Here is a 23,905-nt window from a genome sequence, read left to right as displayed (position 1 = left end):
GATAGATTTTTCAATTGACTGGTTGGCATCTGGAAGTGGCCCGGAGATTTTTCGAGACACGTCAGGACAGTTGTCCATCAATGTCAATGACACCTGTCTAACGCGTAACGAAGATATCTGGTCAAGTACCGTACGTGATTCGGTACTGGTGTCTGCGTATCCATTGGCCTTGTGGTTCGCCTCGTCGTGGTGGCGGTTGAACCATGAACCACTCCCACCGTTTGGCTACGGCCCCCCGCAGGATTGGCGCATGGCCCATGAACTTGGCGCCGCTAATCATGGTTTTGTATGGCCCCGAATCATATTTGCGGCAGATGGGGAGTCGGTAAATGTCTGGGCCGAACAAAAAAACGTGGTGGGTCAATCCGTTCAGTATCTCTATGGACTGGAGACTCCTCACGCAGTGCCACTTGCAGCCTTTTCCCGCAAGGTCGAGACCTTTATCGATAAAGTCATCAGTAGATTGAATGCTCTAGGTCATCAGCCTACTGAACTTGCTGAATGGTGGGCGCTGATTCGCGAGGATCAGGAAGATCCCGAGGCGCTGCGTTATCGAATCCTCGAGGCGAAACTTGGCTACGATCCCGATGAATGTCCTCAGCACATCATCGATGAAGCATTGGCGCTTCAGACCAGAATCGGCGTTACTGCCATGGCTGAATTGGCTCCCGTGTACAAGTCCAGGATCAGCGAGATTTCTGCCTATACGACACAATGTGGAATTCGGGGGAAACCTGAAATCAGCGCTGAGCGTTTTGCACCTGTTCCCCACAGCCAGAAACCCTGGCAACGAGGCGCGAATTCAGCGAAAGCGCTTCGCGCGCTCCTGGGGAAAAAACACGAGCCCATCAGAAACACTGACCTTTATGATCTCCTGGGTGTAGCCAGAGCGAAGATGGAGAATTGGAGTCCCTATGAAGGAAGCAAAGCCGCCATCGCCGAGCCCCTTGATGGAGGATTTCTTAATTATCTTCCTCGCAAGAAACACCCCGATGCCAGGCGCTTTGAACTGGCTCGCCTGATCGGGGAAGTGATGGACCACTCCGAAGCGGACAAGGGTTGGTTGGTTTCATCCGATATTGCAACCGCGACCCAGAAGCGCCAACGTTCCTTTGCCGCCGAGTTTCTATGCCCGATCGACGCGCTGGTCGATTTCCTGGGAGGCAATTTCTCGGAGTCTTCTCGTGAGGATGCGGCAGTGCACTTCAATGTCAGTGACAAGACCATCGAGTCATTGCTTGCAAACAACGGCCACTCGGGTTTCCTGTCCAATGAGCCGAAAGTCCCCTACCAGGTGCATGCCTGACGTGTTTCAGGCATAGCCCTACAGCGTCGATATGGGCATAAGGTCCGATGTTTGTAAGCAAACATCGGATTTTTATGTCGTGGCATCGTTGCTGTGCCTATCAGGATTCCTGGCAAACACTATCAGCGAGTCTGATACTTGAGTTGCCTGTGCTGAGTTTCTTGTTTGGAGCTCGTACACTCGATGATAAGCCGTTAGTTCGAAGTCGGTCTGGCAATTACAAGTTGTGCACATCGATCGATAAATTATCGAATACTTAAACTCTCTTCCGTCAAACCATTTTTCACCGCGCTTCGAATTGCCGGCGGCAGTGGTTCTTCCTCGTTCGTTGTAATCAGATAAAGCAGGTGAATAATGAAAGTATTCAACGCGGGAATTGCAGTGGCCTTGATCGCGCTGTCCTCCATCACTACCGGTCTGGCACAGGCCGGGCAGGAAACCGCCAGGCCCACCGTGGCCGTGCTGGCCACCGGCGGCACCATCGCCGGGACCGCCGCGCAGGACACCCAGACCACCGGCTACAAGCCCGGCGTGCTCACCGCCAGTGCGCTGATCGCCTCGGTTCCGGCCCTGGACAAGGTCGCCAGGGTCCAGGCCGAGCAGGTCGCCAACGTGGGCAGCGACAACATGGACAACCAGGTCCTGCTCAAGCTGGCCAAGCGCATCAACGAGGTGCTCAGGCAGGATGATGTCTCGGGCGTGGTCGTCACCCACGGCACCGACACCCTCGAAGAAACCGCGTACTTCCTCAACCTGGTGGTCAAGAGCGACAAGCCCGTCGTGGTCACTGGCGCCATGCGACCCGCCACCGCCATCGGTGCCGATGGTCCGAGCAACCTCCTGCAGGCCGTGACCGTGGCGGCGTCTCCCGAAGCCAGGGGGCGCGGCGTGCTGGTGGTCCTGAATGACCGTATCGGTGCGGCGCGGACCATCACCAAGACCAACGCCAACGCACTGGATACCTTCAAGTCCAGCAGCGGCGGCTACCTCGGCAGCCTGGTCAACCAGCGACCGGTCTTCGAGTCGACGGTCGGTAAGCGCCACACCACCCAGACGCCATTCGATATCTCGAAGCTCGACAGCCTGCCCAAGGTCGACATCGTCTACGGCTACCAGAACGACAACGGCTATATGTACGACGCCGCCGTGGCCCACCAGGCCAAGGGCATCGTCATCGCGGGCGTCGGTGCGGGCAGCGAGTCCAACTTCGTCCTGCCGGCGGTGCGCAAGGCGATCGAGCAGGGGGTCGTGGTCGTCCGTTCTTCCAGGACGGGCAGCGGCTACGTGCCGGCCGACGAGGCCTATCCAGGCCTGCTCGGTGACGACCTGAACCCGCAGAAGGCGCGCATCCTGCTGATGCTGGCCCTGACCGTCACGCAGGATCAGGCCGCTATACAGGACATGTTCGACACCTACTGAACGAGCCGCGCAAACTTTCCGCAGCCAGCGGACTTTTCACGCACCCAACGGACAGCCCCGTTCCGGCAACCGCCTGAAGATGTCTCCAACGTCAACGACTGGAGAGATCGACATGAAAGGGCATTACGTCTACGTCCGCGCGGAGTCCGGCGAACAGTTCCAGGCCTACCTGGCCACGTCCATCGATGGCCGTGGCCCGGGCGTGGTGCTCTGCCAGGAGATCTTCGGCGTCAATGCGGCCATGCGCGAAGTGGCCGACGCGCTCGCCGAGGAAGGCTACACGGTGCTGGTGCCGGACCTGTACTGGCGCCAGGAGGCCGGGGTTGACCTGGGCTACGACGAAGCCGACTTCCAGCGCGCCTTCGCGCTGTACCAGGCCTTTGACGAAGCCCACGGCATCCGCGACATCGCCGCCAGCTTGCGTCACTTGCGCGGGCTGGAGGCCTGCAGCGCGGACGGCCTGGGGGTGGTCGGCTATTGCCTGGGTGGCAAGCTCGCCTACCTCGCGGCCTGCCGCCTGCCGGAAGTGGCCTGCGCCGTCGGTTACTACGGGGTGGGCATCGAACAGGTGCTGCACGAGCTGGAGGGACTGTCCGGCCGCCTGGTCCTGCACTTCGCCGAACTGGATCAGTTCTGCCAGGCCGACGCCCGCGAGGCGATCATCGCCGCCCTGGAGCAGAAGCCGGGCACCGAGGCCTACGTCTACCCCAACGTCGACCACGCCTTCGCCCGTCCTGCCGGCCATCACTACCACAAGCCTTCGGCACTGCTCGCCCACGAGCGCAGCATCGCCGCGCTGCGTCGCACCATCGGCCCGGACTACAACCTGTCGGCACTTTGGGAAGAGCATATTCGCCACGAGTTCGATACCCGTGACGTGCCGGCCACCATGGCGACCATGGTGCCGCAGCCCTATGTCAACCATATCCCGACCATGACCGGCGGCGTCGGCTACCGCGAGCTGGCGCGCTTCTATCGCTATCACTTCGTCCATGGCAATCCGAAGGACATGAGCCTGACCCCGATCTCGCGCACCGTCGGCGCGTCGCAGATCGTCGACGAGTTCATCATGAGCTTCACCCACGACCGCGAGATCGACTGGCTGCTGCCGGGCGTCGCGCCTACCGGGCGTTTCGTCGAGATCCCCATGCTCGGGGTGGTCAAGTTCCGCGGGCCGAAGCTCTACCACGAGCATATCTACTGGGACCAGGCCAGCGTGCTGGTGCAGATCGGCCTGCTCGACCCTGCCGGCCTGCCGGTGGCCGGGGCGGTGACGGCGCACAAGCTGCTCGACGAGAGCCTGCCCTCCAACACGCTGATGCCCGGCTGGGGCGCCAGCGCCGACCTGCCGATCGAGGGCTGAGCCATGTCCATGAACCTGCAGGACAAAGTGGCACTGATCAGTGGCGGCGCAACCCTTATCGGCGCGGCGGTGGCCGCAGCGCTGGTCGCTGCCGGGGCCCGGGTGGCGCTTCTGGATATCGATCCCAGGGGGGCCGAGGTAGCGGCGGGCTTTGCCGATGCCGGTCTGTTCGTGGCCGTGGACCTGACGGACGATGCCGCCGTCGGTGATGCGCTGGGCCAGGTGCGCCAGCGCTGGGGGCGCATCGACCTGGTGATCAACCTGGCGTGCAGCTACCTCGACCAGGGCATCGCATCCGACCGCAGCGAATGGCTGCGCGCCCTCGATATCAACCTGGTATCGGCGGTGCAGCTGGTACGTGCGGTGCACCAGGACCTCAAGGCCAGCGGCGGGGCGGTGGTCAACTTCACCTCGATTTCCGCGGGCTGTGCGCAGACCGGGCGCTGGCTCTATCCGGTGTCCAAGGCCGCCATGGCCCAGCTCACCCGCTGCATGGCCATGGATCTGGCCGCCGACGGCATCCGGGTCAATTCGGTATCGCCGGGCTGGACCTGGTCGCGGGTCATCGCCGAGGTCAGTGGCGGCGACCGCGCCAAGGCCGACCGGGTGGCCGCCGACTATCACCTGCTCGGGCGTCTGGGTGACCCGACCGAGGTGGCCCAGGTGGTGGCCTTCCTCTGCTCGCCAGCGGCCAGCTTCGTCACCGGCGCGGACTACGCGGTGGACGGTGGCTACTCGGTGATGGGCCCGGAGCGCAACCTGCCGGCCATTCCCCGGCTGGCTGAATAGATCCTCTTTCTCTCAAGACATTCGAACAACAGGAGACACTCCAATGCGTCGCATCGCCATCGTCGGGGCCGGCCAGGCCGGACTCCAGCTGGGCCTGGGCCTGCTCGCCCACGGCTACCAGGTCAGCATCAGCACCAACCGCAGCGCCGAGCAGATCCGCGCCGGCAAGGTCATGTCCAGCCAGTGCATGTTCAACACCGCCTTGCAGACCGAACGGGAGCTGGGCCTGAACTTCTGGGAAGAGCAATGCCCGGCGGTCGAGGGCATCGGCCTGAGCGTGCCGGACCCGCAGCAGCCCGGGCGCAAGCTCATCGACTGGAGCGCGCGCCTGGAACGCTACGCCCAGGCCGTGGACCAGCGCCTGAAAATGCCGGCGTGGATGGACGAGTTCGTCCGTCGTGGCGGGGAGCTGAAGATCGAGGACGTCGGTATCCCGGAACTGGAACGCCTGGCAGCCAGCCACGACCTGGTGCTGCTGGCTGCAGGCAAGGGCGAGATCGTCAACCGCTTCCCCCGTGACCCCGAACGCAGCCGTTTCGACGCGCCGCAGCGCGCCCTGGCCCTCACCTACGTGAAGGGCATGACGCCGATGTCGCCCTATTCGCGGGTGGCCTTCAACCTGATCCCGGGTGTCGGCGAGTACTTCGTGTTCCCCGCCCTGACCCTGAGCGGGCCTTGCGAAATCATGGTGTTCGAAGGCGTGCCCGGCGGCCCGATGGACTGCTGGCAGGACGTGCAGAGCCCCGAGCAGCACCTGCAACGCAGCCTGGAAATCGTCCGCCGCTATGTGCCGTGGGAAGCCGAGCGCTGCCGCAATGTCGAACTCACCGATGCCGGCGGCGTGCTGGCCGGGCGCTTCACGCCGATGGTGCGCAAGCCCGTGCTGGAGCTGCCTTCCGGCCTGCCGGTGTTCGGCATGGCCGACGCCCTGGTGGTCAACGACCCGATCACCGGCCAGGGCTCCAACAACGCCGCCAAGTGCAGCAAGGTCTATCTCGATGCCATCCTCGCCCAGGGCGAGCAACCCTTCACCGAGCGCTGGATGGAGCAGACCTTCGAGCGTTACTGGGACTACGCGCAGCACGTGGTGGGCTGGACCAACAGCATGCTGCTGCCGCCCCCCGAGCACCTGCTGCAACTGCTCGGCGCCGCCGGGCAGTCCCAGGCCCTGGCCTCGGTCATCGCCAACAACTTCGACGACCCGCGGCGCTTCGCTCCCTGGTGGTTCGATGCCCAGGCCTGCCAGGCCTTCGTTGCCAAGCTTTCGCCTGTTGCGGCCTGAGGAGTGATGACCATGAACGCGCTGCATTTGCCCCTCGACCTGGTCGCTGCCGATGGCAGCGAGCCCCGCGCCTTGCGCAACCTGCTCGGGCAGTTCGCGACCGGGGTCACGGTGATCACCACCCGCGGCGCCGACGGGCGCAAGGTCGGCATGACCGCCAACTCGTTTTCCTCGGTGTCCCTGGACCCGCCGCTGGTGCTCTGGAGCCTGGCGCGCACGGCGCCGAGCGTGAGTGACTTCCTTGCAGCCAGCCACTTCGCCATCAACGTGCTGGGCAGCGACCAGCACGGCCTGTCCGGGCACTTCGCACGGCCTTCGGCAGACAAGTTCGCCGGCGTCGAGCATGTCGAGGCGACGGCTGGCGTGCCGTTGCTGGACGGCGCCATCGCCACCCTGGTGTGCCGCAACCTGACCCAGTACGAGGGCGGCGACCACCTGATCTTCCTCGGTGAAATCGAGCACTACCGACACAGCGGCGGAGAACCGCTGGTCTTCCACGCCGGGCAATACCGGGTCGCCATCGCGCACCCCGAACTCGGGCGTTGAACCTCCTGCCTCCCATAACAACAGCAATGAGGAGCCTTGCATGAAAAATCCGTGTTATCTGGCCTGCGCGCTTGCGCTCGCCACCGGCAGCGCCCAGGCCTACGACCTGCCGGTGGTCAACCTCGGGCTCACCAGCTTCCTCGACGGTGGCTTGCCGGCGGGACCGGGCTGGTACCTGCAGCAGTACTTCCAGAACTACAGCGCCAACCGCCTGGTGGACGCCAACGGCGACAAGCTCGGTCTGCCGAAGACCCGCCTGGACTACCAGGTCGCGGTGACCCAGGTCAGCTACCTCTCGGACCTGCGGCTGGGCAACGCCAGCCTCGGCCTGAACACCGTGCTGCCCATCGTCACCAGGATGAAGGTCGACGATGGCCTGGACAACGCCGCCCTGAAGGACCAGGGCGGGGTCGGCGACTGGTTGATCGGCCCGTTCATCCAGTTCGACCCGATCATGGGCAAGGACGGCCCGCGCTTCGTGCACCGGATCGAGTTGCAGGTCAACCTGCCCACCGGCGAGTACAGCGACAAGAAGGACATCAACCCCGGCAACAACGCCGTATCGTTCAACCCCTACTGGGCGGCGACCTACTGGTTCACCCCGGACTGGACCGCCTCGGTGCGCGCCCACTACCTGTACAACTTCAAGAACCACGACCCTGGCTACGGCTTTGGCGATGCTGGCGACATCCAGGCCGGCCAGGCCCTGCACGCCAACTTCGCCAGCGAATACGCGGTCACCCCGCAACTGCGCCTGGGCATCAACGGCTACTGGCTCAAGCAGATCAGCGATACCCGCGTGGACGGCCACGAAGTGTCCGGGCGCCGGGAGAAAGTCTGGGCCATCGGGCCCGGGGCGATGTACAGCTTCTCCAAGGATGACCACCTGGTGTTCAACGCCTATTTCGAGCAGGACGTGGAAAACCGTCCGGACGGCTCGCGGCTGCAGGTGCGTTACATCCACCACTTCTGATCGGGCCTTGATCGTCAGCCTGCATCAGCGTTTGGCCTGCCGTTAGCGGCAGGCTTTTTTTTGAGGATTTGCCATGGATTTCGAAGCACTGATCTGCCGCACCGACCTGCAGGGGCGGCTGGTGTTCTTCACCGACGACTTTTGCCAGGCCCACGGGCTCGATGCCGCGGCCCTGCATCAGTTGCCGCTCGACGACCTGCTGCATCCCCGGGTGCCACGCCGCCTGGTCGAGCACCTGCAGCAAACCCTGGCCAGCGACCGGCCATGGCTGGGGCCGCTGTGCCACCGGCGTGGCGATGGCGGCGAGCTGTGGCTGGAGCTTTACATCAAGCCGGTGCACGGGGCCGCGGGGATCAGCGGCTACGGCGCGGTGTTCATCGCCCTGGAGCCGGCGCGCATCGAGCAGGTGCGCGGCGGATACCGGCGTATCGCCCGCCACGGTGCGCCCGGCGGGGCGTCCTGGTGGCGCGGGTTGCGCGCGGGGCTTTCCGGCCTGCTGCCGCAGGTGCTGCTGCGCCGGCGCATCGCCGGGTTGCTGGACCAACACGGCAAGGTCTGCGGCGACCCCTGGCTGGCCGGTTTCCTGGGCGGCGAGACGGCCCTTGCCCGTGTGGCCTGGAGCCTGCGCAGCGAGGAACGGCGCCTGCAGGCTGCACTGCTACGCATCGGCAGCGCAGGAGCAGGGTTGGGTGGGCAGGCCCGGGACATGGCCGGGATGATCCGCGAGGAAGCGTTGCAGCTCGATCGCCAGCGCGAGGCCAACCAGCAGGTGGCCACGGCCCTGCACGAACTGGCCGCGACCATCCAGGAGGTGACGCGCAATGTCCAGGTGGCCAGCCAGTCCACCGGTGAGGCCAGCAGCCTGGCCGGTGGCGGGCAGCAGCATGCGCGGCAGGCCCGGGAGGCACTGGGTTCGCTGGAGCAGGCGATTGGCTCCAGCGCCCGCGCCGCCCGGGAAGTGGCCGAGGAGGTCGAGGCCATCGCCGGCTTCACCAGCCTGATCGATGCCATTGCCAGCCAGACCAACCTCCTGGCGCTCAATGCCGCCATCGAAGCGGCCCGGGCCGGCGAGGCCGGGCGGGGTTTCAGCGTGGTGGCCGACGAGGTGCGTCAGCTGGCGTCCCGCACCCAGGACGCCACGGCGCGGATTCAACCCTTGCTGGAGCGTCTGCAGCAGGCCAACGGGCGCAACCGCGAAGTCGCGCAGCGTTGCGAGCAACTGGCACAGGCCAGTGCGGTGCAGGTGCACGGTGTCGACGCGGCGCTGGCGGCGGTGGCCGAGCGGCTGCAAGGGGTGGACAGCCTTGGCCAGCAGATCGCCGTGGCCATGCATGAGCAGGAACAGGTGGTGCAGTTGCTGGATGAACAGTTGCAGGGGAATGTCGATGCCATCGGCCGCAGTGCCGGGCAGGCGAGGGTGGCGGAGGGGGTGAGCGGGGAGTTGATGCGGCAGTCGGAGGGGCTTTTGAGTCTGGCGCGGTATTTCGATCGTTGAAGGTGTGAAGCGAGGACCCTGTAGGATCGGGTAGACCCGCTCTCATGGAGCACCGCCTAACTCATTGATTCATTGGGAACTTGTGGGAGCGGGTTCACCCGCGATTGCGTCGGTGAATTCACTATCGCAATCGCGGGTAAACCCGCTCCCACAGGGTATGCGTCGCTCTTTCAACCTCTGCTCACCCATGCAGCGATGAGGTCATCAAGGGCCCGGAAGAGCTCAGGCCCCTTGCCCTTGCAACGCCCGAGGCCGCTGGCTGCGTTCCTGGTCATCGGCACTGGCCGCACCCTGCAGGGCGAAGTCGAAGGTCATGTGCGCCTGGCGCCCGTCCTCGCTGAAGGTCACGTCCCCCACCAGCCCGTCCCGGGTGGCATAGGCGAAGTCATCCCACAGGTACTGGTCGCCGGACAGGTTGATCTGGGTCGTCAGGTGCCGGTAACCCGGCGCCGAGATGAAGAAGTGCACATGCGCCGGCCGCTGGCCGTGGCGGCCAAGCTGGTCCAGGCATTCCTGGGTCGGTCCCTGCGGGTTGCAGCCGTAGCCGCTGGGCACGATGCTGCGGGCACGGTAGCGGCCTTCGGCATCGGTGACGATGCGCCGGCGCAGGTTGTAGTCCGACTGGCTCTGGTCGAAGTACGAGTAGTTGCCCTTGGTGTTGGCATGCCACAGGTCGACGATGGCGCCGGCGATCGGCGCGCCGTCCAGGTCCAGCACCCGGCCGTCGAGGAACATCACCGTGGCCTGGCCGTCCTCGCTGCCGTCGTCCATGCGCACCTCGCCCTGGGCAAGCGGGGCCCCGGCGACATACAGCGGCCCTTCGATGGTCCGCGGCGTGCCACCGACCTTGCCCGCCTGGGCATCCCGGGCATCGGCGAGCAGGTCGAGGAAGTGTTCCAGGCCCAGTCCGGCCACCAGCAGCCCGGCCTCGTTCTTGCCGCCGAGGCGGTTGAGGTAATCCACGGCAGTCCAGAATTCGTCGTCGCTGATCTGCAGGTCCTCGATCAGCCGCGCGGCGTCCTGCAACACCCGCAGGACAATGCGCTTCATCCGCGGGTTGCCGTTATCGTTGCGGTAGCCGGCGGCTTCTTCGAAGAAGGCTTGCACGTCGGCGGTCTGGGAAATGGCTACGGTCATGATGTTTGCCTCTCTTGTTGTGATTGTTCGGTCAAGCTCGGGTCGTTGCGCTTTGCAGGAATTTCTCCGCATAGACCTGCACCCCCGCCGGGGCCTGCTCGGCCACCCAGCCTTTCACCGCCTCGACCATCGGCGGCGGGCCGCACAGGTACATGTCGAACGGCGTGGCGGCCAGGCGCGTGGCATCGAAGTGCTCGTGGATATAACCGCGGCGGCCTTGCCAGTCCTCCCCCGGCTGGCTCACCACCGGGGTGAACTCGAAACCGGGAATGCGCTGGCGCAGGCCCTCCAGGCGTGCGGTCTCGCACAGGTCGGCTTCCTGGTTGACCCCGTAGAACAGCTGGATCGGGTAGCCGCAGTCACCGCGCTCGGCGATTTCGTCGAGCATGCCGAGGAAGGCCGACAGGCCGGTGCCGCCCGCCACCATCACCAGCGGCCGCTCGACCTGGCGCAGGTAGAAGCTGCCCAGCGGGGCCTCCAGCTGCATGTCCATGCCAGGGGCGCAGTGTTCGCGCAGGAAGTTGCTCATCACGCCGTCCGGCAGCAGGCGGATCAGGAACTGCAGCTGGTTGCCGGGGTTTGGCCGGTTGGCGAAGGAGTAGGCGCGCCACTGGTCGGTACCCGGCACGCGCAGGCGGGCGTACTGGCCGGGAAGGAATTGCAGGGTGTCGGCCTGGGCGCCGGCATCCAGGTGGAGGATCGCGGTACTGGCCGAGACCTGCTCGACCCGCAGCACCTTGCTCTGCAGGCGCAGCGGCTCGCCGGCATGGCAGTGGCTGGAATCGTGGTCGAAGTAGAAGGTGGCGTCGGACTGTACGCGGGTCTGGCAGGCGAGCATCTTCCGTTCGGCCAGATCGCGGGCGCTGAGGGCTTCGTCGTCGACGTATTCCTGCTCGTAGCGTCCGGACTCACAGCGGCCCTGGCAGGTGCCGCAGACGCCCTCGCGGCAGTCCAGCGGCAGGCTGATGCCCTGGCGCAGGGCGGCATCCAGCAGCAGCTCACCGGGCTTGACCGCGATAAAGAAGGTCTTGCCGTCGGCAAAGCTGAGGGCAACGTTATGGGACATGGCGGCAACCCTCAGAGGTGATAGAAATCGAGCACGGAGTCGATGGTGTCGTTGAGCAGCAGCACGTGCTTGCGGCGGATGCGGAAACCCTCGCCGTCCTGGCGCAGCAGGTAGGTGCAGTGGCCGAAGAAGCTGCCCTGGCGCCCCTGGCGGGCGTACAGGGTGTGCCAGGCGACGCGGGCCTCGAACTGCCCGTCGTCCAGCTCGCGCACCCGCAGGTTGCTGATCTGGTGCAGGGTGCGCGGGTGTGGGGTGGACGCCGCCGACTTGCCGGTGCGCAGGCGGAACACCCGGTCTTCCAGGCCGGAGCGATCCTGGTAGTAGATGTACGAGAGGCCCTGGTCGGGGTCTTCGACATAGCGGTGCTCGCTCTCCCACTGCGGCAGGTGGAACAGGCTGTCGGGATCGAACAGTTCCACGTAGGCGTCCCAGTCCTGGGCATCGCACAGCTCGGCCTTGCGCAGCAGGAACTGCTCGATGGCGTAGTGCAGGGAAAGGTTCATGCCGGGATCTCCTTCGGTTGCAGGGCGCGGCGGGCCAGGCCTTCGAGCAGCAGGCGCTGCCAGGTGCCGTGCTGGTTGACATAGAGGCCTTCGTGGGTGAACTCGCGGCCGGTCAGCAGCGGCTGGATACCCAGTGCTTCGCTGTTGGGCGTGGCGCCCTCGGTCCAGCGGTGATGGCCGCGGGAGATATCGCTCCAGCGCTCCAGGCGCGCCTGGAAGCCGCGCTGCTGTTCGCGGAACTCCACCAGGTCGTCCGGCGTGCCCATGCCCGAGACGTTGAAGAAGTCCTCGAACTGGCGAATGCGATTGCGTCGGTCGGCGGCTGATTCGCCCTTGACCCCGATGCACTGGCTGGTGACTTCGGTCTTGTTCCAGGCCACCGGGCGCACGATGCGCAGTTGCGAGCTGATCTGGTCCATGAAGAACAGGCTCGGGTAGATGTTCAGGTTGCGCAGGCGGTGCATCATCCATTCGGCGCGGACCTGCCCGTATTCGCTGACCAGCCGTGGCATCACGCTGGCGTAGCCGGGGCGCACGGCCGGGTTGGGCATGTCGCTGAACAGCACGCTGTGGCCGTTGTGGAAGCTGAACCAGCCATCGTCGGTCTCGGCGTCGCCGGCGCCCAGCTTGCTGTAGTCCAGGGTGCTGTCGCCCTGGCCTTTGGCGGCATTGACCTGCTGGCGGTGCTGCACCGTGGACACGTAGTTGTAGTGCACGGTGCTGACGTGATACCCGTCCAGCCCGTTCTCGTTCTGCAGCTTCCAGTTGCCGTCGTAGGTGTAGGTGGACTTGCCTGGCAGCACTTCGAGTTCGCCGGTGGGGGACTGGGCGACCATCATGTCGAAGAAGATCCGCGCATCGCCGAGGAAGTCTTCCAGCGAGTCGCTGGCGTGAGTGTCCAGGCTGATGAAGACGAAGCCCTTGTAGCTCTGGATCCGCGCCTTGCGCAGGCCGCGGGTGGCCTTGTCGAAGCCTTCGGGGTATTCCCCCGGCGCCTTGACCTTGACCAGGCGACCGTCGCTTTTGTAGCACCAGGCATGGAAGGGGCAGGTGAAGGTCGACTGGTTGCCGGAGCCCTGGCGGGTCAGGGTCGCGCCGCGGTGCTGGCAGGCGTTGATCAGGGCGTGCAGTTGGCCATTGCCGTCGCGGGTGATGATCATCGGCTGGCGCCCGGCGCGCATCGTGAGGAAGTCGTTGGGCTGGCTGATTTCGCTTTCATGGCAGGCGTAGATCCACTGCTTCTCGAAAATCAGCTCCATCTCCAGGTCGAACAGTTCCGGCTCGGTGAAGATATCGCGGGCGACGCGATAGACCCCTTCGACGGGGCGGAAGTCCAGGCAACCCCGGACGTAGTCTTGCCATTGGCTCAGGTTGCGGGCGCTCATCGGGCGTGTCCTCGTTGTTGGCTTTCTGTGCCGGATTGAAGCGCTGGCGGCGGGCTCGCTCTAGCCGCTTTGTGGGCATTGACCAGCCATTTCTTGCGCCCTTGCAGCGGGCGGATGGAGGAGGGGCAAATAGCTGCAGAAAACGGATAGTGGCGAGGGCGCTCGCGCGCGGAGAATCGTCCATGCCCGCCATCGCCAGGAGACGCCCATGCACCGTGCCGCCGCTACCCTGCACAACCACTGCGCCGAACTGACCCAGGCGCAGCAGTGGATGAGTGATATCTGCGGGCCTCACCAGTTGCGCTCGCGGCATCCCGAGCAACTGAGCTTCAGCCACCTGGGCACGCGTCTGCCGGCCCTGGGCACGGTGCTGGGGCGTATCGCCTACGGCACGGCAGTGAGCATCGACATCCGCTCCCTCGATGCCTACAGCATCAGCTTGCCGCTGCGCGGACGGCAGCGCTTGCGCAGCGGTCGCGCCCAGGTACGTTCCGACGCGGCCTGCGGGCTGGTGGTGTCACCGCTGGAGGCGCACTCGCTGGAGCTGGGCGGAGACTGCGAAAAACTCCAGGTGGTGGTGAGCCGCCGCGCCCTGGAAGAGGTGGCCGAGGACATGCTCCAGCGCCCCCTGCGCGAACCGATCCGCTTTCGCGCGGAAATGGACATCGGCTGCGAGCAGGTGGCGGCCTGGTGGCTGAGCGTTCGCCACCTGCTGGATAACTGGCCGCAGCTCGGTGCGCTGTATGCGCAGCCGCGCCTGGCCCGGGACATGGAGTGCCTGCTGATCCGCGCGCTGTTGCTGGCGCAGCCGAACAATCACTCCGACGAGCTGGAGCAGGGCGGGCTGGAGCGGGTCCCGCAGTACCTGGTACGGGCCCGGCAGTTCCTTCAGGAACATGCCCGGGACGCGCTGCGCCTGAACGACCTGGAGCAGGTGGCCGGAGTTTCCCGGGAGAAGCTGTATGAGGCTTTTCGCCGTCATCACGGCCTGACGCCGATGGCCTACCTCAAGCATTACCGGCTGACGGCGGTGCGCAGTGCGTTATTGGCCGGGGGCGCGGCGGCGAGTGTCTCCAGCGTGGCGCTGGAGTGGGGCTTCGGGCACCTGGGGCGCTTTGCCAGTGACTATCGCAAGGCATTCGGCGAGTCGCCGTCGGGCACCCTGGCGCGGTTGCGCTGAGGGTGGGTATCTACACATCTTCAGTCAGTCACGAAACGATAGAGCGCCGCGTACCTGTGGGAGCGGATTTATCCGCGATTGGGCGCGAAGCGGCCATAAAACCTGTGTCCTCGGTGTGTCAGGCAGACTTGGGATTCAGGTTTTACGACGGCTTCGCCGCCGATCGCGGCGGTCCGGCGTCCCGGTAAATCCGCTCCCACAGGGTCCGCGTTCTACCAGATCAAAGATGTGTAGATACCCATGCCCCGCGGGTGCCATCAGGACACCCGGAAGCGCCGGGTCGCCGAGGGCAATTCTCCATAGCGCCGCTTGTACTCCTGGGCAAACCGCCCCAGGTGGGCAAACCCCCATTTGAACGCCACGTCCGTCACCGAGGCCTGGTCGTTGCGGGTCAGTTCCTCGTGCACCTGTTCCAGGCGCAGTTCGCGAATGTAGGCCATCGGGCTGGTATTGCGGAAGCTGCGGAACCCGGCGAACAGCGTGCGCACGCTGATCCCGGCCTGCTCGGCCAGTGACTCGACGCTCAGCGGCTCGTGCAGGTGTTCGCGGATATAGGCCTCGGTGCGCTTGATGAAATAGGGCGAGATGTTCTTGTCCGCCGGACGCTCCAGGTTGTCCAGGGCGCTGTGAGCCTGGCCGTAGAGCAGGGAATTGAGCAGCGCCGATTCGAACTGCTTGAGCACCAGCGGTTGGTGCAGCGGATGCTCGGGACTGCCGAGGGCGTTGGCCAGGGTATTGAGCAATTGCAGGAAGTACGCCGCTCCGGGTCGCGAGAAGTCCAGGCGCGGGTCGAATTGCGGCAGGTGCTGGCTTGCCTGGGGAATGTGCTGGCGGCAGTGGTAGGCCATGTCCGACTGTTCCAGGCGCAGGGTCAGTTGCGGCGAGTGCCCTTGCCAGCGCATGCGCGCCGGCAGGCTCGGCGAGAGCAGCGAGGCGACCTGTGGCGAGGACTCGAACTCCAGCCCCTCGCAACGGATCAGCGCGCCGCCCTGGATGGGGATCTGGATCAGATAGAAATCTTCCAGGCGCCCGGGGTCGATATCCACTTCCGTGGCGTACTCCAGGCGGCTCAGGGCCAGGCCGCCGCGAGCGACATGGTGCATGCAGGCGCCGACCGTCTCCTGGGGGCGTACCGCAGACAGCTCGTGAGGCTTGAAGATGCGCCCGACACTGGAGCGCACGCTGTCCAGGTCGTAGTGCAGGAACAACTGGTTCTCTTCAGTGAACAGCTGCAATTCACTGAAGCACTCACCGCTCGCAAGGCTTGCTTCGTTGGAGATCATTGTCACCTCTCGTTACACAGGCAACCACGGCTGCACGCTTTTGGACCCGGTGCCTTGCAGTTACCGGATGGTCGCTGCAGTGTCCGGATAGTGCCTGGGCGGCAGTGTGATCCTTGGTGCCGATCACCGTCGGCTTGCCTGTTACTCAGCAAGGAACAGACCAATCTGTATGTTGGTCGTCGCTAGGTGGTGAGGCGACCAGCGAACCTGGGCGGCCAGCGCCCGCCAGGCTGCTGCTGTGATTTGCTGCGATGGAAAAACAATCCTCCCATCCGTCTATCTGTCGAGCGCCATCAGGATGTTCAACAGGAAGACGAGGCAATACGCATGCAGGGATCCCCGCGACAGCCAATGACGGCAAAAAGAAAGATCGGACTCGCGCTGCTCGGGTGTCTGGTCATGCCCGCGGCGGCACTGCTGGCCGCCGTAGCCGTTTACGACATCAGGGTATTTCTCCCCCACCGCCAGCAATTCAACGAGATCCTCGCCAGCGCATCGGCTGGGGATCTCGCGCCAAACCCGGCGTTCATCCGAACGACGCAGTCAGTGGATGGAAACGACGCAATCACCTTGATGGTGACTCGGCGATTGCTGACCAATGCGTACCCCGACCGTCCCCCCGTATCGTGGTACCTGGACCTGGCACTCTGGCGCCTGCTTGTGGACCTGCATCTGGCTTCCGGGGAGATCGAGGTCTTGTATCGCGTCCTGGCCGTGCCAGGCGGCTGCAATGGCCTCTCGATGCAGATGTTCGGCAGCCCGCTGAGCCAGCTCGACGATGAGCAACTCATGCGGGTGGCCGTGGTGATTCGCTCCCCAAACCGGTATTTGCACAGACCTGAGCTGGTGGACGAGCATCTGCGCAGATTGCGCGACAACGCAGGGTTCAGGCGCTTCTAGGGGGTTCGACATTCTCGTCGGGTTGTACTCCACTCACGCCTTCCTGATCCCCTGGTCCTGCCTATCGACGCCGTTCAATCGCCACAGGTCGATCGGATTTCAGGATTTTTCGCCGTCGCCCGCCATTCCCGCTCCGTTCGTTCGATGACCTCGACCGGCAGCCAGTAGCCGGTCTGTTCGTCACTGCTGCGCAACACCAGCGTTGCCACGGTCCCGAGCAGGCTGGCCAGCGCCAGCCACCAGATATGCCAGACCATGGCGAAGCCCAGCAGCAGGCTCGACAGACCGATCACCAGCCCCAGGCTGGTATTGTGCGGCAGGTAGATCGGCTGGTAATCCGCTGCCGCCTGGGCCTGGACCCCGCGTTCCTTCATGCCCCAATACGCATCGATGCCTTCCACCACCGGCCGCACGGCGAAGTTGTACACCGGCGGCGGCGAGGCAGTGGCCCATTCCAGGGTCCGGCCGTTCCACGGATCGCCCGTGTGGTCACGGTTTTCGTGGCGCTGGCGGAAGCTCAGCAGCAACTGGGCGAGCTGGCAGCCGACACCGCAGAGGATGATGGCCACGCCCAGCATCTCCATCAGCAGCAGCGGTCGCCATTCGGGCACGTCCACCGCATTCAGGCGCCGGGTCATGCCCATGAAGCCCAGCACGTAGGAGGGCATGAAGGCGAAATAGAAACCCACCAGCCAGCACCAGAACGCCGCCCGCCCCGAGCGCTCGTGGAGCCTGAAGCCGAAGGCCTTGGAGAACCAGTAGCTCAGGCCGCAGAGATAGCCGAATACCGCGCCGCCGATGATCACGTTATGGAAGTGCGCCACCAGGAACAGGCTGTTGTGCAACAGGAAGTCGGCGCCGGGCACCGCCAGCAGCACGCCACTCATGCCGCCGATGCTGAAGGTGACGATGAAGCCCAGGGTCCACAGCATCGGCGTCTCGAAGCGCAGGCGGCCGCGGAACAGGGTGAACAGCCAGGTGAAGATCTTCACCCCGGTGGGCACGGCGATGACCATGGTCATGATGCCGAAGAAGGCATTGACGCTGGCCCCCGCGCCCATGGTGAAAAAGTGGTGGGCCCAGACCACGAACGACAGCACGGTGATGACGATGCTCGCCCAGACCAGCGAGTGGTAGCCGAACAGGCGCTTGCCGGCGAAGGTCGAAACCACTTCGGAGAACACGCCGAACGCCGGCAGGATGAGGATGTACACCTCCGGGTGACCCCAGGCCCAGATCAGGTTGATGTACATCATCGGGTTGCCGCCCAGGTCGGTGGTGAAGATGTGCATGCCCAGGTAGCGGTCGAGGCTGAGCAGCAGCAAGGTGGCGGTGAGGATGGGGAAGGCGGCGAGGATCAGCACCATGGTGCACAGCGCGGTCCAGGTGAACACCGGCATGCGGAACAGGGTCATGCCGGTGGTGCGCATCCTGATGATGGTGACGAAGAAGTTCACCCCGGTCAGCAGCGTGCCGACCCCGGCGATCTGCAATGACCAGATCCAGTAGTCCACGCCCACCCCGGGGCTATGGTCGATGCCCGACAGCGGCGGGTAGGCGACCCAGCCGGTGCGGGCGAACTCGCCGACGCCAAGGGAAATGTTCACCAGCAGCGCGCCGGCGACGAACAGCCAGAAGCTGACCGCGTTGAGAAAGGGAAAGGCCAGGTCGCGGGCGCCGATCTGCAGGGGCACGACGATGTTCATCAGGCCGATCAGCAGGGGCATGGCCATGAAGAAGATCATGATGGTGCCGTGGGCGGTGAAGATCTGGTCGTAGTGGTCCGGCGGCAGGTAGCCCGCCGAGCCGCCGGAGGCCATGGCCTGCTGGGTGCGCATCAGCAGGGCGTCGGCGAAGCCGCGCAGGAGCATGACCAGTGCGGCGACGATGTACATCACGCCGATGCGCTTGTGGTCCACGGAGGTCAGCCATTCGCGCCACAGCCAGGTCCATCGGCGCTGCCAGGTGATCGCCACCAATACCGCCAGGCCGATCAGGCCGACCACGGCCAGGGTGGTCATGATGAGGGTGTCGTGTACCGGGATGGCGTCCCAGCTCAGCTTTCCGAACATGGCTCTGGCCTTGTGCTGGTTTGCCCCGCTTGCAGGCTTAGAAGCAGCACGATGGACGCAGAGTTGCGTAGCGCGCGCAAACGGGCGACGAACGGTCGGTCAGCGCGCTGCCAGGCCCAGCAGCTCCAGGAACGACGCCAGGCACGGATTGCCATTGTGCGGATGCCAACTGATCCCGAACTCGATCTGCGGCGAATCGGCGAGGGCGTGGAAGCGAATGCCTTGCAGGTTGCTGCGGCTCATCGCCGACGGCACGATGGACACCCCCAGGCCCTCGGCCACCAGGTTGACGATGGTGCCCTGCAACTGGGTGTACATGCGCACCTGAGGATCGAAGCCTGCCGCCTGGCACTGGCCCATGATGCTGTCGTACAGCGCCGGTGCCGTGTTGCGCGGGGTGAGGATGAAGGGCTCGTCGCGCAGGTCGCCAAGGCTCAGGTTACGGCGCCGGGCCAAGGGGTGATCGGCGGGGAGGGCGATGCACAGTTTTTCCGTGTGCAAGGGCCGGTATTGCAGGGCTTCGTGACCGGCCTGGCGAAACGACAGGCAGATGTCGTTGAGCCCGCCCGCTACCGATTGCTCCAGCTCCGCCGGCATCAGCTCGTGCAGGGACAGGTCGATATCGGGATAGGCCTCGGAAAAGCCTTTGATCAGTTTCGGAAAACCGGTCCAGGCCACCATCGAGGTGAAGGCGATGCGCAACTCGCCCCGTTCGCCACGGGCCACCGCCTGGCTGGCGCGGATCGCCGAGTCGAAGGCCGCCATCAGCTGGGCCCCGTTGCGCTGCAGTTCGCGGCCGGCGGCCGTCAGGCTCACCGAGCGCGAGTTGCGCTGCACCAGCTCGCAGCCCATGGCCTGTTCCAGGCCGGAGATCTGCCGGCTCAGCGAAGGCTGCGCCAGGTGGAGGCTGGCGGCGGCATTGCCGAAGTGCAGGTGCTCCGCCAGGGCGAGGAAATAGCGCAGTTGTCTGAGTTCGATCATCGATGCCTCCAGGCTATGGATCGAGGCATTCTAAGTCATTGGACCGTATCGAAGCAGATTCCTACACTGGCGCCGGTTTCTCCTGACTGGAAGCGTCATGCACACCGTTCTTGTTGTCGTCGTCCCCATCTTTGCCCTGATCCTGGTCGGTTACCTGTGCCGCAAGAGCGGCAAGCTGGGTCCCCGGGCCGCTTCGGAAATCAACCTCATGGTGGTCTGGCTGTGCCTGCCGGCGCTGCTGTTCAAGGTCACGGCCACCGCGACCTGGGCCGCGATCTGGCAGCCGGGGTTCGTCCTGGCCTTCGGCGGCGGGACGCTGGCGATGTTCCTGGTGACCTTGCTCTGGCGCCTGGGCAGCGGCCACGGCCTGGCGACGGCGAGCATCGACGGGCTCAGTTCGGGGTACGCCAACACCGGCTATATCGGCATTCCCCTGTGTGCGCTGCTGTTTGGTGACGCCGGGTTGCAGCCGGCGTTGATCGCCACGCTGATCGTGGTCTGCGTGCTGTTCGCCATCGCCGTGGTGTGCATCGAGGTCGGCTTGCAGACCGAGAAGCATGTGGGGCGCGCGGCGGCGAAGGTGCTGCGGGCGCTGGCGAAGAACCCGCTGGTGATCGCGCCGGTCGCCGGCGGACTCTGGGCCTGCACCGGGCTGGGCATCGCCCTGCCGGTGATGCACTTCCTCGACATGCTCGCGGCGGCCACCACGCCGTGTGCCCTGGTCTCGCTGGGGCTGTTCCTGGCGCAGCCGGCGCCGCAGCAGAAAAGCAGCGCCTGGCCGCTGGTGGCGATGAAGCTGGTAGGCCAGCCGCTGCTTACCTGGGTGCTGGCGTTCAAGGTCCTGGCCCTGCCGTCGATGTGGGCGACCTCGGCGGTGCTGCTCGCCGCGCTGCCCACCGGCACCGGGCCGTTCATGCTGGCGGAGTATTACCAGCGCGAGGCGGGGGTGGTGTCCAAGGCGATATTGCTGTCGACGATGGGGTCGTTGCTGACCTTGGGCGGGTTGCTTTACTGCTTCCACTTTTCTGCCTGAGGCGGGTCTGCGCAGCGCCTGCAAGACCCGCCCGGATAGCTGCGCCGATCAGTCGCCGAACGGCCCGGCCGCGGTGAAGGCACCGCCCTGGAGTCCGGCGCCTGGCTCGCCTGCCGCCGCTTGCGGCAGTTGTTCGAGGCGTGCGCGAAAACGCTCGGAGTTGTCCTGCGGGGCGAAGCCCAGGTGGGCGGCGTGGCGGTTGTCCCACCACAGGTCGCGGTTCGCCGAGACGCCATAGACCACGGTGTGGCCGACGTCTTCGGCCAGCAGCGCGCGTTCCACCAGGTGCGCCAGGTCGGCATAGCTGAGCCAGGTGGAGAGCATGCGCACGTTGCGCGGCTCGGGGAAGGACGAGCCGATGCGCAGGCTCACGGTCTCGATGCCGTAGCGGTGGAAGTAGAAGGTCGCGAGGTCTTCGCCGTAGGACTTTGACAGCCCGTAGTAGCAGTCCGGGCGACGCGGCGAATGGGCGTCCACCGTCTCGTCCTGCGGGTAGAAACCGGTGACATGGTTGGAGCTGGCGAAGATGACCCGCTTGATCCCCTGTTTGCGCGCCGCTTCATAGATATGGAAGGTGCCGCGGATATTGGCGTCGAGAATCTCCTCGAAGTTACGCTCGGTGGAAATCCCGCCCAGATGCACGATGGCATCGACGTCATTGGCCAGGGCAAGGACGCCAGCCTTGTCGGCCAGGTCGCAGGGCATCACTTCTTCATGGGCGCCAGCGGCGGGCGCCATGCTGCTGATATCGGAAACGCGGACGATGTCCGCATGGGCGAGCAGGGCTTCGCGCAGGATCTGCCCGAGGCCGCCGGCGGCGCCGGTCAGCAGCAGGCGGTGGAAGGGTTTGTTCGCGGTGGTGGTCATGACGGCTGCCTTTCAAAGCGTGACCGGGCAGCCGCAATGGCTGCCCGGAGCGTGGATTACAGGAAGTTGTACTGGATCCCGATACGCCAGCGTGCCTGGCGGTCGTCGGTGGTGGAGTTGACCTTGATGTCGCCCACCTCCATGAACGGCGCCCACTGTTTGTTGAGCTTGTACTTGATGATCAGGTTCTGCTCGTAGTCGCTCTTCTTGTTGTCGTAGCGGATGTAGTCGGTCTCGAAGTGGATGTACTGGTACTCGAAGGCCCAGGGGCCCTTGGGGGTGTAGCCGAGCCAGCCTTCCAGGCGGGTGGTGTTCTGGTTGTCCTTGGCGCGGTCGTCCTTGCTGCGGTCGATCAGGTCGCGGTCCAGGCTGCGGGCGTCCTGGCGCACCCGGGCGGCGACGTACCAGGTGTCGGAGATCTTGTAGTTGTACTTCAGCCCGAACTTGTAGGTGGTGGCGTCCTTGGAGCTGTCCATCTGGAACGCCGGCGTCAGCGTCGACCTGGGACTCAACTTGTAGTTGTAGTCCACGGTGAACTCATGGCCGTTGTTGACCATGTTGTCGTACGCGACGTCCTCGCGGTCGCCCGCGGTCTTGTACTTGATCTCGGCGGCGAAGCCGAGGCCGCTGTCCATCCGGTAGTTCATCTTGATCCGGTCCGAATGGATGCTGTCGTCTTCGGTGAAACCGTGACGGTAGTTGATGCTGGCCGAGTCTGCGTGGGCGTGCAGGGACAGGCCGAGGGTGGCGACGGCGATAAGGCTGCGAAATGTGGTGTTCATGCGATCTTCTTTTGTTTTTGTTGTCGAGGTCGTGATGAGGCGCGGGTGTCGGTAGAGGTGTGGTGGGCAGGTGGCTCCGAGGCGAATTTGAAAAATAAGTTATCGGACAACTATGAGGTTGTCTACGATTTCTTGAGATGTTGTCTGACGACGAAATTAGAGGGCTCTATTCCGGTGATTTCGCCGGTTGTATTGGGATTTGAAGGGGGTTGATGGGTTGTTTTGTGAGGCGCAGAACGGGGTTTTGAAAGATTTGAAAGGGGTGCTTTTAAAAAGTTGTATGATGACGTAGGATCTCGTCCAGAGCGTGACTCCTTCGCCGCCAACCCTAATAAAAAGGCCCAGACGTCCATGATCATCACCGCTGTAAACGTGCAGATCTTTTCCTACCCCACCCGCCGTGCCGTCGACAGTGCCGGGCATGCCCATCCGGGCGACGTGACCCAGGCCAGCATGGCCCTCCTGCGGATCAAGACCGAATGCGGCAACGAGGGCTATGCCCTGGGCGCGCCGGAGCTGATTCGTCCCTATGTGCTGGATGGCTTCGTGCGCAAGGTGCTGGTGGGGGCCAATGCCTTCGACCGCGAGAAGATCTGGCATGACCTCGCCCACTGGCAGCGCGGCAGCGCCAGCCAGCTGACCGACCGCGCCTTGGCGCTGGTGGAGCAGGCGCTGTGGGACTGGGCCGGACGCAAGCTGAATGTGCCGGTGCACAAGCTGATCGGCGGCTACCGCGACAAGGTCCCGGCCTATGGCTCGACCATGTGCGGCGACGAGCTGCCGGGCGGCCTGTCCACCCCCGAGGAATACGGCCGCTTCGCCGAGACCCTGGTCAAGCGCGGCTACAAGGCGATCAAGCTGCACACCTGGATGCCGCCGGTGTCCTTCGCGCCCAGCGTGGGCATGGACATCAAGGCCTGCGCCGCCGTGCGCGAGGCGGTCGGCCCTGACATCGCCCTGATGATCGACGGCTATCACTGGTACAGCCGCACCGACGCCCTGACCATCGGCCGCGCCTTGGAGAAGCTGGATTTCGCCTGGTTCGAAGAACCGATGATGGAAGACTCCGCCGAATCCTACGCCTGGCTGGCGGGACAGCTGGACATCCCGATCCTCGGCCCGGAAAGCCTCGGCGGCAAGCACCTGAGCCGGGCCAGCTGGGTCAAGAACGATGTCTGCGACATTCTTCGCGCCGGTGTCGCCGGGGTCGGCGGCATCGCCCCGTGCCTGAAGGTGGCGCACATGGCCGAGTCGTTCGGCATGGACTGCGAGATCCACGGCAACGGCGCGGCCAACCTGGCGGTGGTCGGCGCCATCAAGAACTGCACCTGGTACGAGCGCGGCCTGTTGCACCCGTTCCTCGACTATGACGAAGTACCGGCCTACCTCAAGCGCCTGGTCGACCCGATGGACGCAGACGGTTTCGTGCACCTCTCGGACCTGCCTGGCCTGGGCGAGGACATCGATTTCAACTACGTCGAGACCAACACGCAGCACAGCTACTGATCCGTGCCTGGCGGCACGCCTGCGCGCGTGCCGCCCG

The 23,905-nt window shown here is 64.8% G+C and carries 21 protein-coding genes; 12 read left to right on the top strand and 9 right to left on the bottom strand.

From position 1 onward, the window contains the following. Positions 1-250 precede the first annotated feature (250 nt). From V0R59_RS19250 to V0R59_RS19215, 8 genes are all read left to right on the top strand, one after another. Positions 251-1,306, top strand: coding sequence for a hypothetical protein (locus V0R59_RS19250; protein WP_330076288.1), 1,056 nt, complete (start codon positions 251-253; stop codon positions 1,304-1,306). 354 nt (positions 1,307-1,660) lie between these two features. After that, entirely contained in the window at positions 1,661-2,725 is a 1,065-nt protein-coding gene (locus V0R59_RS19245) for a type II asparaginase (RefSeq protein ID WP_330076289.1), read from the top strand. 112 nt (positions 2,726-2,837) lie between these two features. Then, on the top strand, positions 2,838-4,088 hold the full coding sequence (locus V0R59_RS19240; protein ID WP_330076290.1) for a dienelactone hydrolase family protein: 1,251 nt from the start codon (positions 2,838-2,840) through the stop codon (positions 4,086-4,088). Positions 4,089-4,091: 3 nt separating this feature from the next. After that, positions 4,092-4,877, top strand: coding sequence for an SDR family oxidoreductase (locus tag V0R59_RS19235; protein ID WP_330076291.1), 786 nt, complete (start codon positions 4,092-4,094; stop codon positions 4,875-4,877). Positions 4,878-4,920: 43 nt separating this feature from the next. Beyond that, a complete protein-coding gene (locus V0R59_RS19230) occupies positions 4,921-6,159 on the top strand; it encodes a styrene monooxygenase/indole monooxygenase family protein (protein ID WP_330076292.1) in 1,239 nt (412 codons plus the stop codon). 12 nt (positions 6,160-6,171) lie between these two features. After that, the gene (locus V0R59_RS19225; protein ID WP_330076293.1) at positions 6,172-6,705 is read left to right on the top strand and encodes a flavin reductase family protein; all 534 of its coding nucleotides are present in this window, start codon (positions 6,172-6,174) and stop codon (positions 6,703-6,705) included. Positions 6,706-6,745: 40 nt separating this feature from the next. After that, positions 6,746-7,678, top strand: a complete 933-nt coding sequence (locus V0R59_RS19220) for a SphA family protein (protein WP_330076294.1) — start codon at positions 6,746-6,748, stop codon at positions 7,676-7,678. Positions 7,679-7,751: 73 nt separating this feature from the next. After that, a complete protein-coding gene (locus V0R59_RS19215; RefSeq protein WP_330076295.1) occupies positions 7,752-9,173 on the top strand; it encodes a methyl-accepting chemotaxis protein in 1,422 nt (473 codons plus the stop codon). Between the two features lie 222 nt (positions 9,174-9,395). Here V0R59_RS19215 and catA read toward each other — a convergent pair whose 3' ends face one another. From catA to antA, 4 genes are read right to left on the bottom strand one after another with little or no spacing between them, the layout of a single operon-like run. After that, positions 9,396-10,310, bottom strand: a complete 915-nt coding sequence (gene catA, locus V0R59_RS19210) for a catechol 1,2-dioxygenase (protein ID WP_330076296.1) — start codon at positions 10,308-10,310, stop codon at positions 9,396-9,398. A gap of 31 nt (positions 10,311-10,341) precedes the next feature. After that, positions 10,342-11,376, bottom strand: a complete 1,035-nt coding sequence (antC, locus tag V0R59_RS19205; RefSeq protein WP_330076297.1) for an anthranilate 1,2-dioxygenase electron transfer component AntC — start codon at positions 11,374-11,376, stop codon at positions 10,342-10,344. An 11-nt stretch (positions 11,377-11,387) separates the two neighbouring features. Continuing rightward, entirely contained in the window at positions 11,388-11,879 is a 492-nt protein-coding gene (antB, locus tag V0R59_RS19200) for an anthranilate 1,2-dioxygenase small subunit (protein ID WP_330076298.1), read from the bottom strand. Further along, positions 11,876-13,264, bottom strand: coding sequence for an anthranilate 1,2-dioxygenase large subunit (gene antA / locus V0R59_RS19195; protein ID WP_330076299.1), 1,389 nt, complete (start codon positions 13,262-13,264; stop codon positions 11,876-11,878). Before antA ends, antB begins: the two co-directional genes overlap by 4 nt. A 208-nt stretch (positions 13,265-13,472) precedes the next feature. Here antA and V0R59_RS19190 point away from each other — a divergent pair, with 208 nt between their 5' ends. Beyond that, a complete protein-coding gene (locus V0R59_RS19190; protein WP_330076300.1) occupies positions 13,473-14,444 on the top strand; it encodes an AraC family transcriptional regulator in 972 nt (323 codons plus the stop codon). A 257-nt stretch (positions 14,445-14,701) separates the two neighbouring features. Here the strand turns inward: V0R59_RS19190 and V0R59_RS19185 are convergent, their stop codons facing one another. Beyond that, complete coding sequence (locus tag V0R59_RS19185; RefSeq protein ID WP_330076301.1) at positions 14,702-15,727, bottom strand: AraC family transcriptional regulator; 1,026 nt, start codon at positions 15,725-15,727, stop codon at positions 14,702-14,704. Positions 15,728-16,054: 327 nt separating this feature from the next. Between V0R59_RS19185 and V0R59_RS19180 the strand changes: the two genes are divergently transcribed. Continuing rightward, the gene (locus V0R59_RS19180) at positions 16,055-16,627 is read left to right on the top strand and encodes a hypothetical protein (protein ID WP_330076302.1); all 573 of its coding nucleotides are present in this window, start codon (positions 16,055-16,057) and stop codon (positions 16,625-16,627) included. Positions 16,628-16,701: 74 nt separating this feature from the next. Here V0R59_RS19180 and cyoB read toward each other — a convergent pair whose 3' ends face one another. Beyond that, positions 16,702-18,699 carry a cytochrome o ubiquinol oxidase subunit I gene (gene cyoB, locus V0R59_RS19175; RefSeq protein WP_330076303.1) on the bottom strand — a complete coding sequence of 666 codons (1,998 nt, stop codon included), beginning with the start codon at positions 18,697-18,699 and terminating at the stop codon, positions 16,702-16,704. 99 nt (positions 18,700-18,798) lie between these two features. After that, positions 18,799-19,680 carry a LysR family transcriptional regulator gene (locus tag V0R59_RS19170; RefSeq protein ID WP_330076304.1) on the bottom strand — a complete coding sequence of 294 codons (882 nt, stop codon included), beginning with the start codon at positions 19,678-19,680 and terminating at the stop codon, positions 18,799-18,801. A 97-nt stretch (positions 19,681-19,777) separates the two neighbouring features. Here V0R59_RS19170 and V0R59_RS19165 point away from each other — a divergent pair, with 97 nt between their 5' ends. Further along, positions 19,778-20,713 (top strand): AEC family transporter, encoded by a 936-nt coding sequence (locus V0R59_RS19165; RefSeq protein ID WP_330076305.1) that lies wholly within the window; start codon positions 19,778-19,780, stop codon positions 20,711-20,713. Between the two features lie 48 nt (positions 20,714-20,761). Here the strand turns inward: V0R59_RS19165 and V0R59_RS19160 are convergent, their stop codons facing one another. After that, positions 20,762-21,580: an NAD-dependent epimerase/dehydratase family protein gene (locus V0R59_RS19160; RefSeq protein ID WP_330076306.1), complete on the bottom strand. Its 819-nt coding sequence runs from the start codon at positions 21,578-21,580 to the stop codon at positions 20,762-20,764. 56 nt (positions 21,581-21,636) lie between these two features. Then, a complete protein-coding gene (locus V0R59_RS19155) occupies positions 21,637-22,362 on the bottom strand; it encodes an oligogalacturonate-specific porin KdgM family protein (protein WP_330076307.1) in 726 nt (241 codons plus the stop codon). Positions 22,363-22,713: 351 nt separating this feature from the next. Between V0R59_RS19155 and V0R59_RS19150 the strand changes: the two genes are divergently transcribed. Then, positions 22,714-23,868 (top strand): mandelate racemase family protein, encoded by a 1,155-nt coding sequence (locus V0R59_RS19150; RefSeq protein ID WP_330076308.1) that lies wholly within the window; start codon positions 22,714-22,716, stop codon positions 23,866-23,868. Positions 23,869-23,905 lie beyond the last annotated feature (37 nt).

Origin of the sequence: Pseudomonas ulcerans (genome assembly GCF_036324125.1) — a bacterium.
Taxonomy (GTDB): domain Bacteria; phylum Pseudomonadota; class Gammaproteobacteria; order Pseudomonadales; family Pseudomonadaceae; genus Aquipseudomonas; species Aquipseudomonas ulcerans.
Note: the sequence above shows the minus strand (reverse complement) of the source record. Positions and strands in the feature narration are given on the sequence as shown.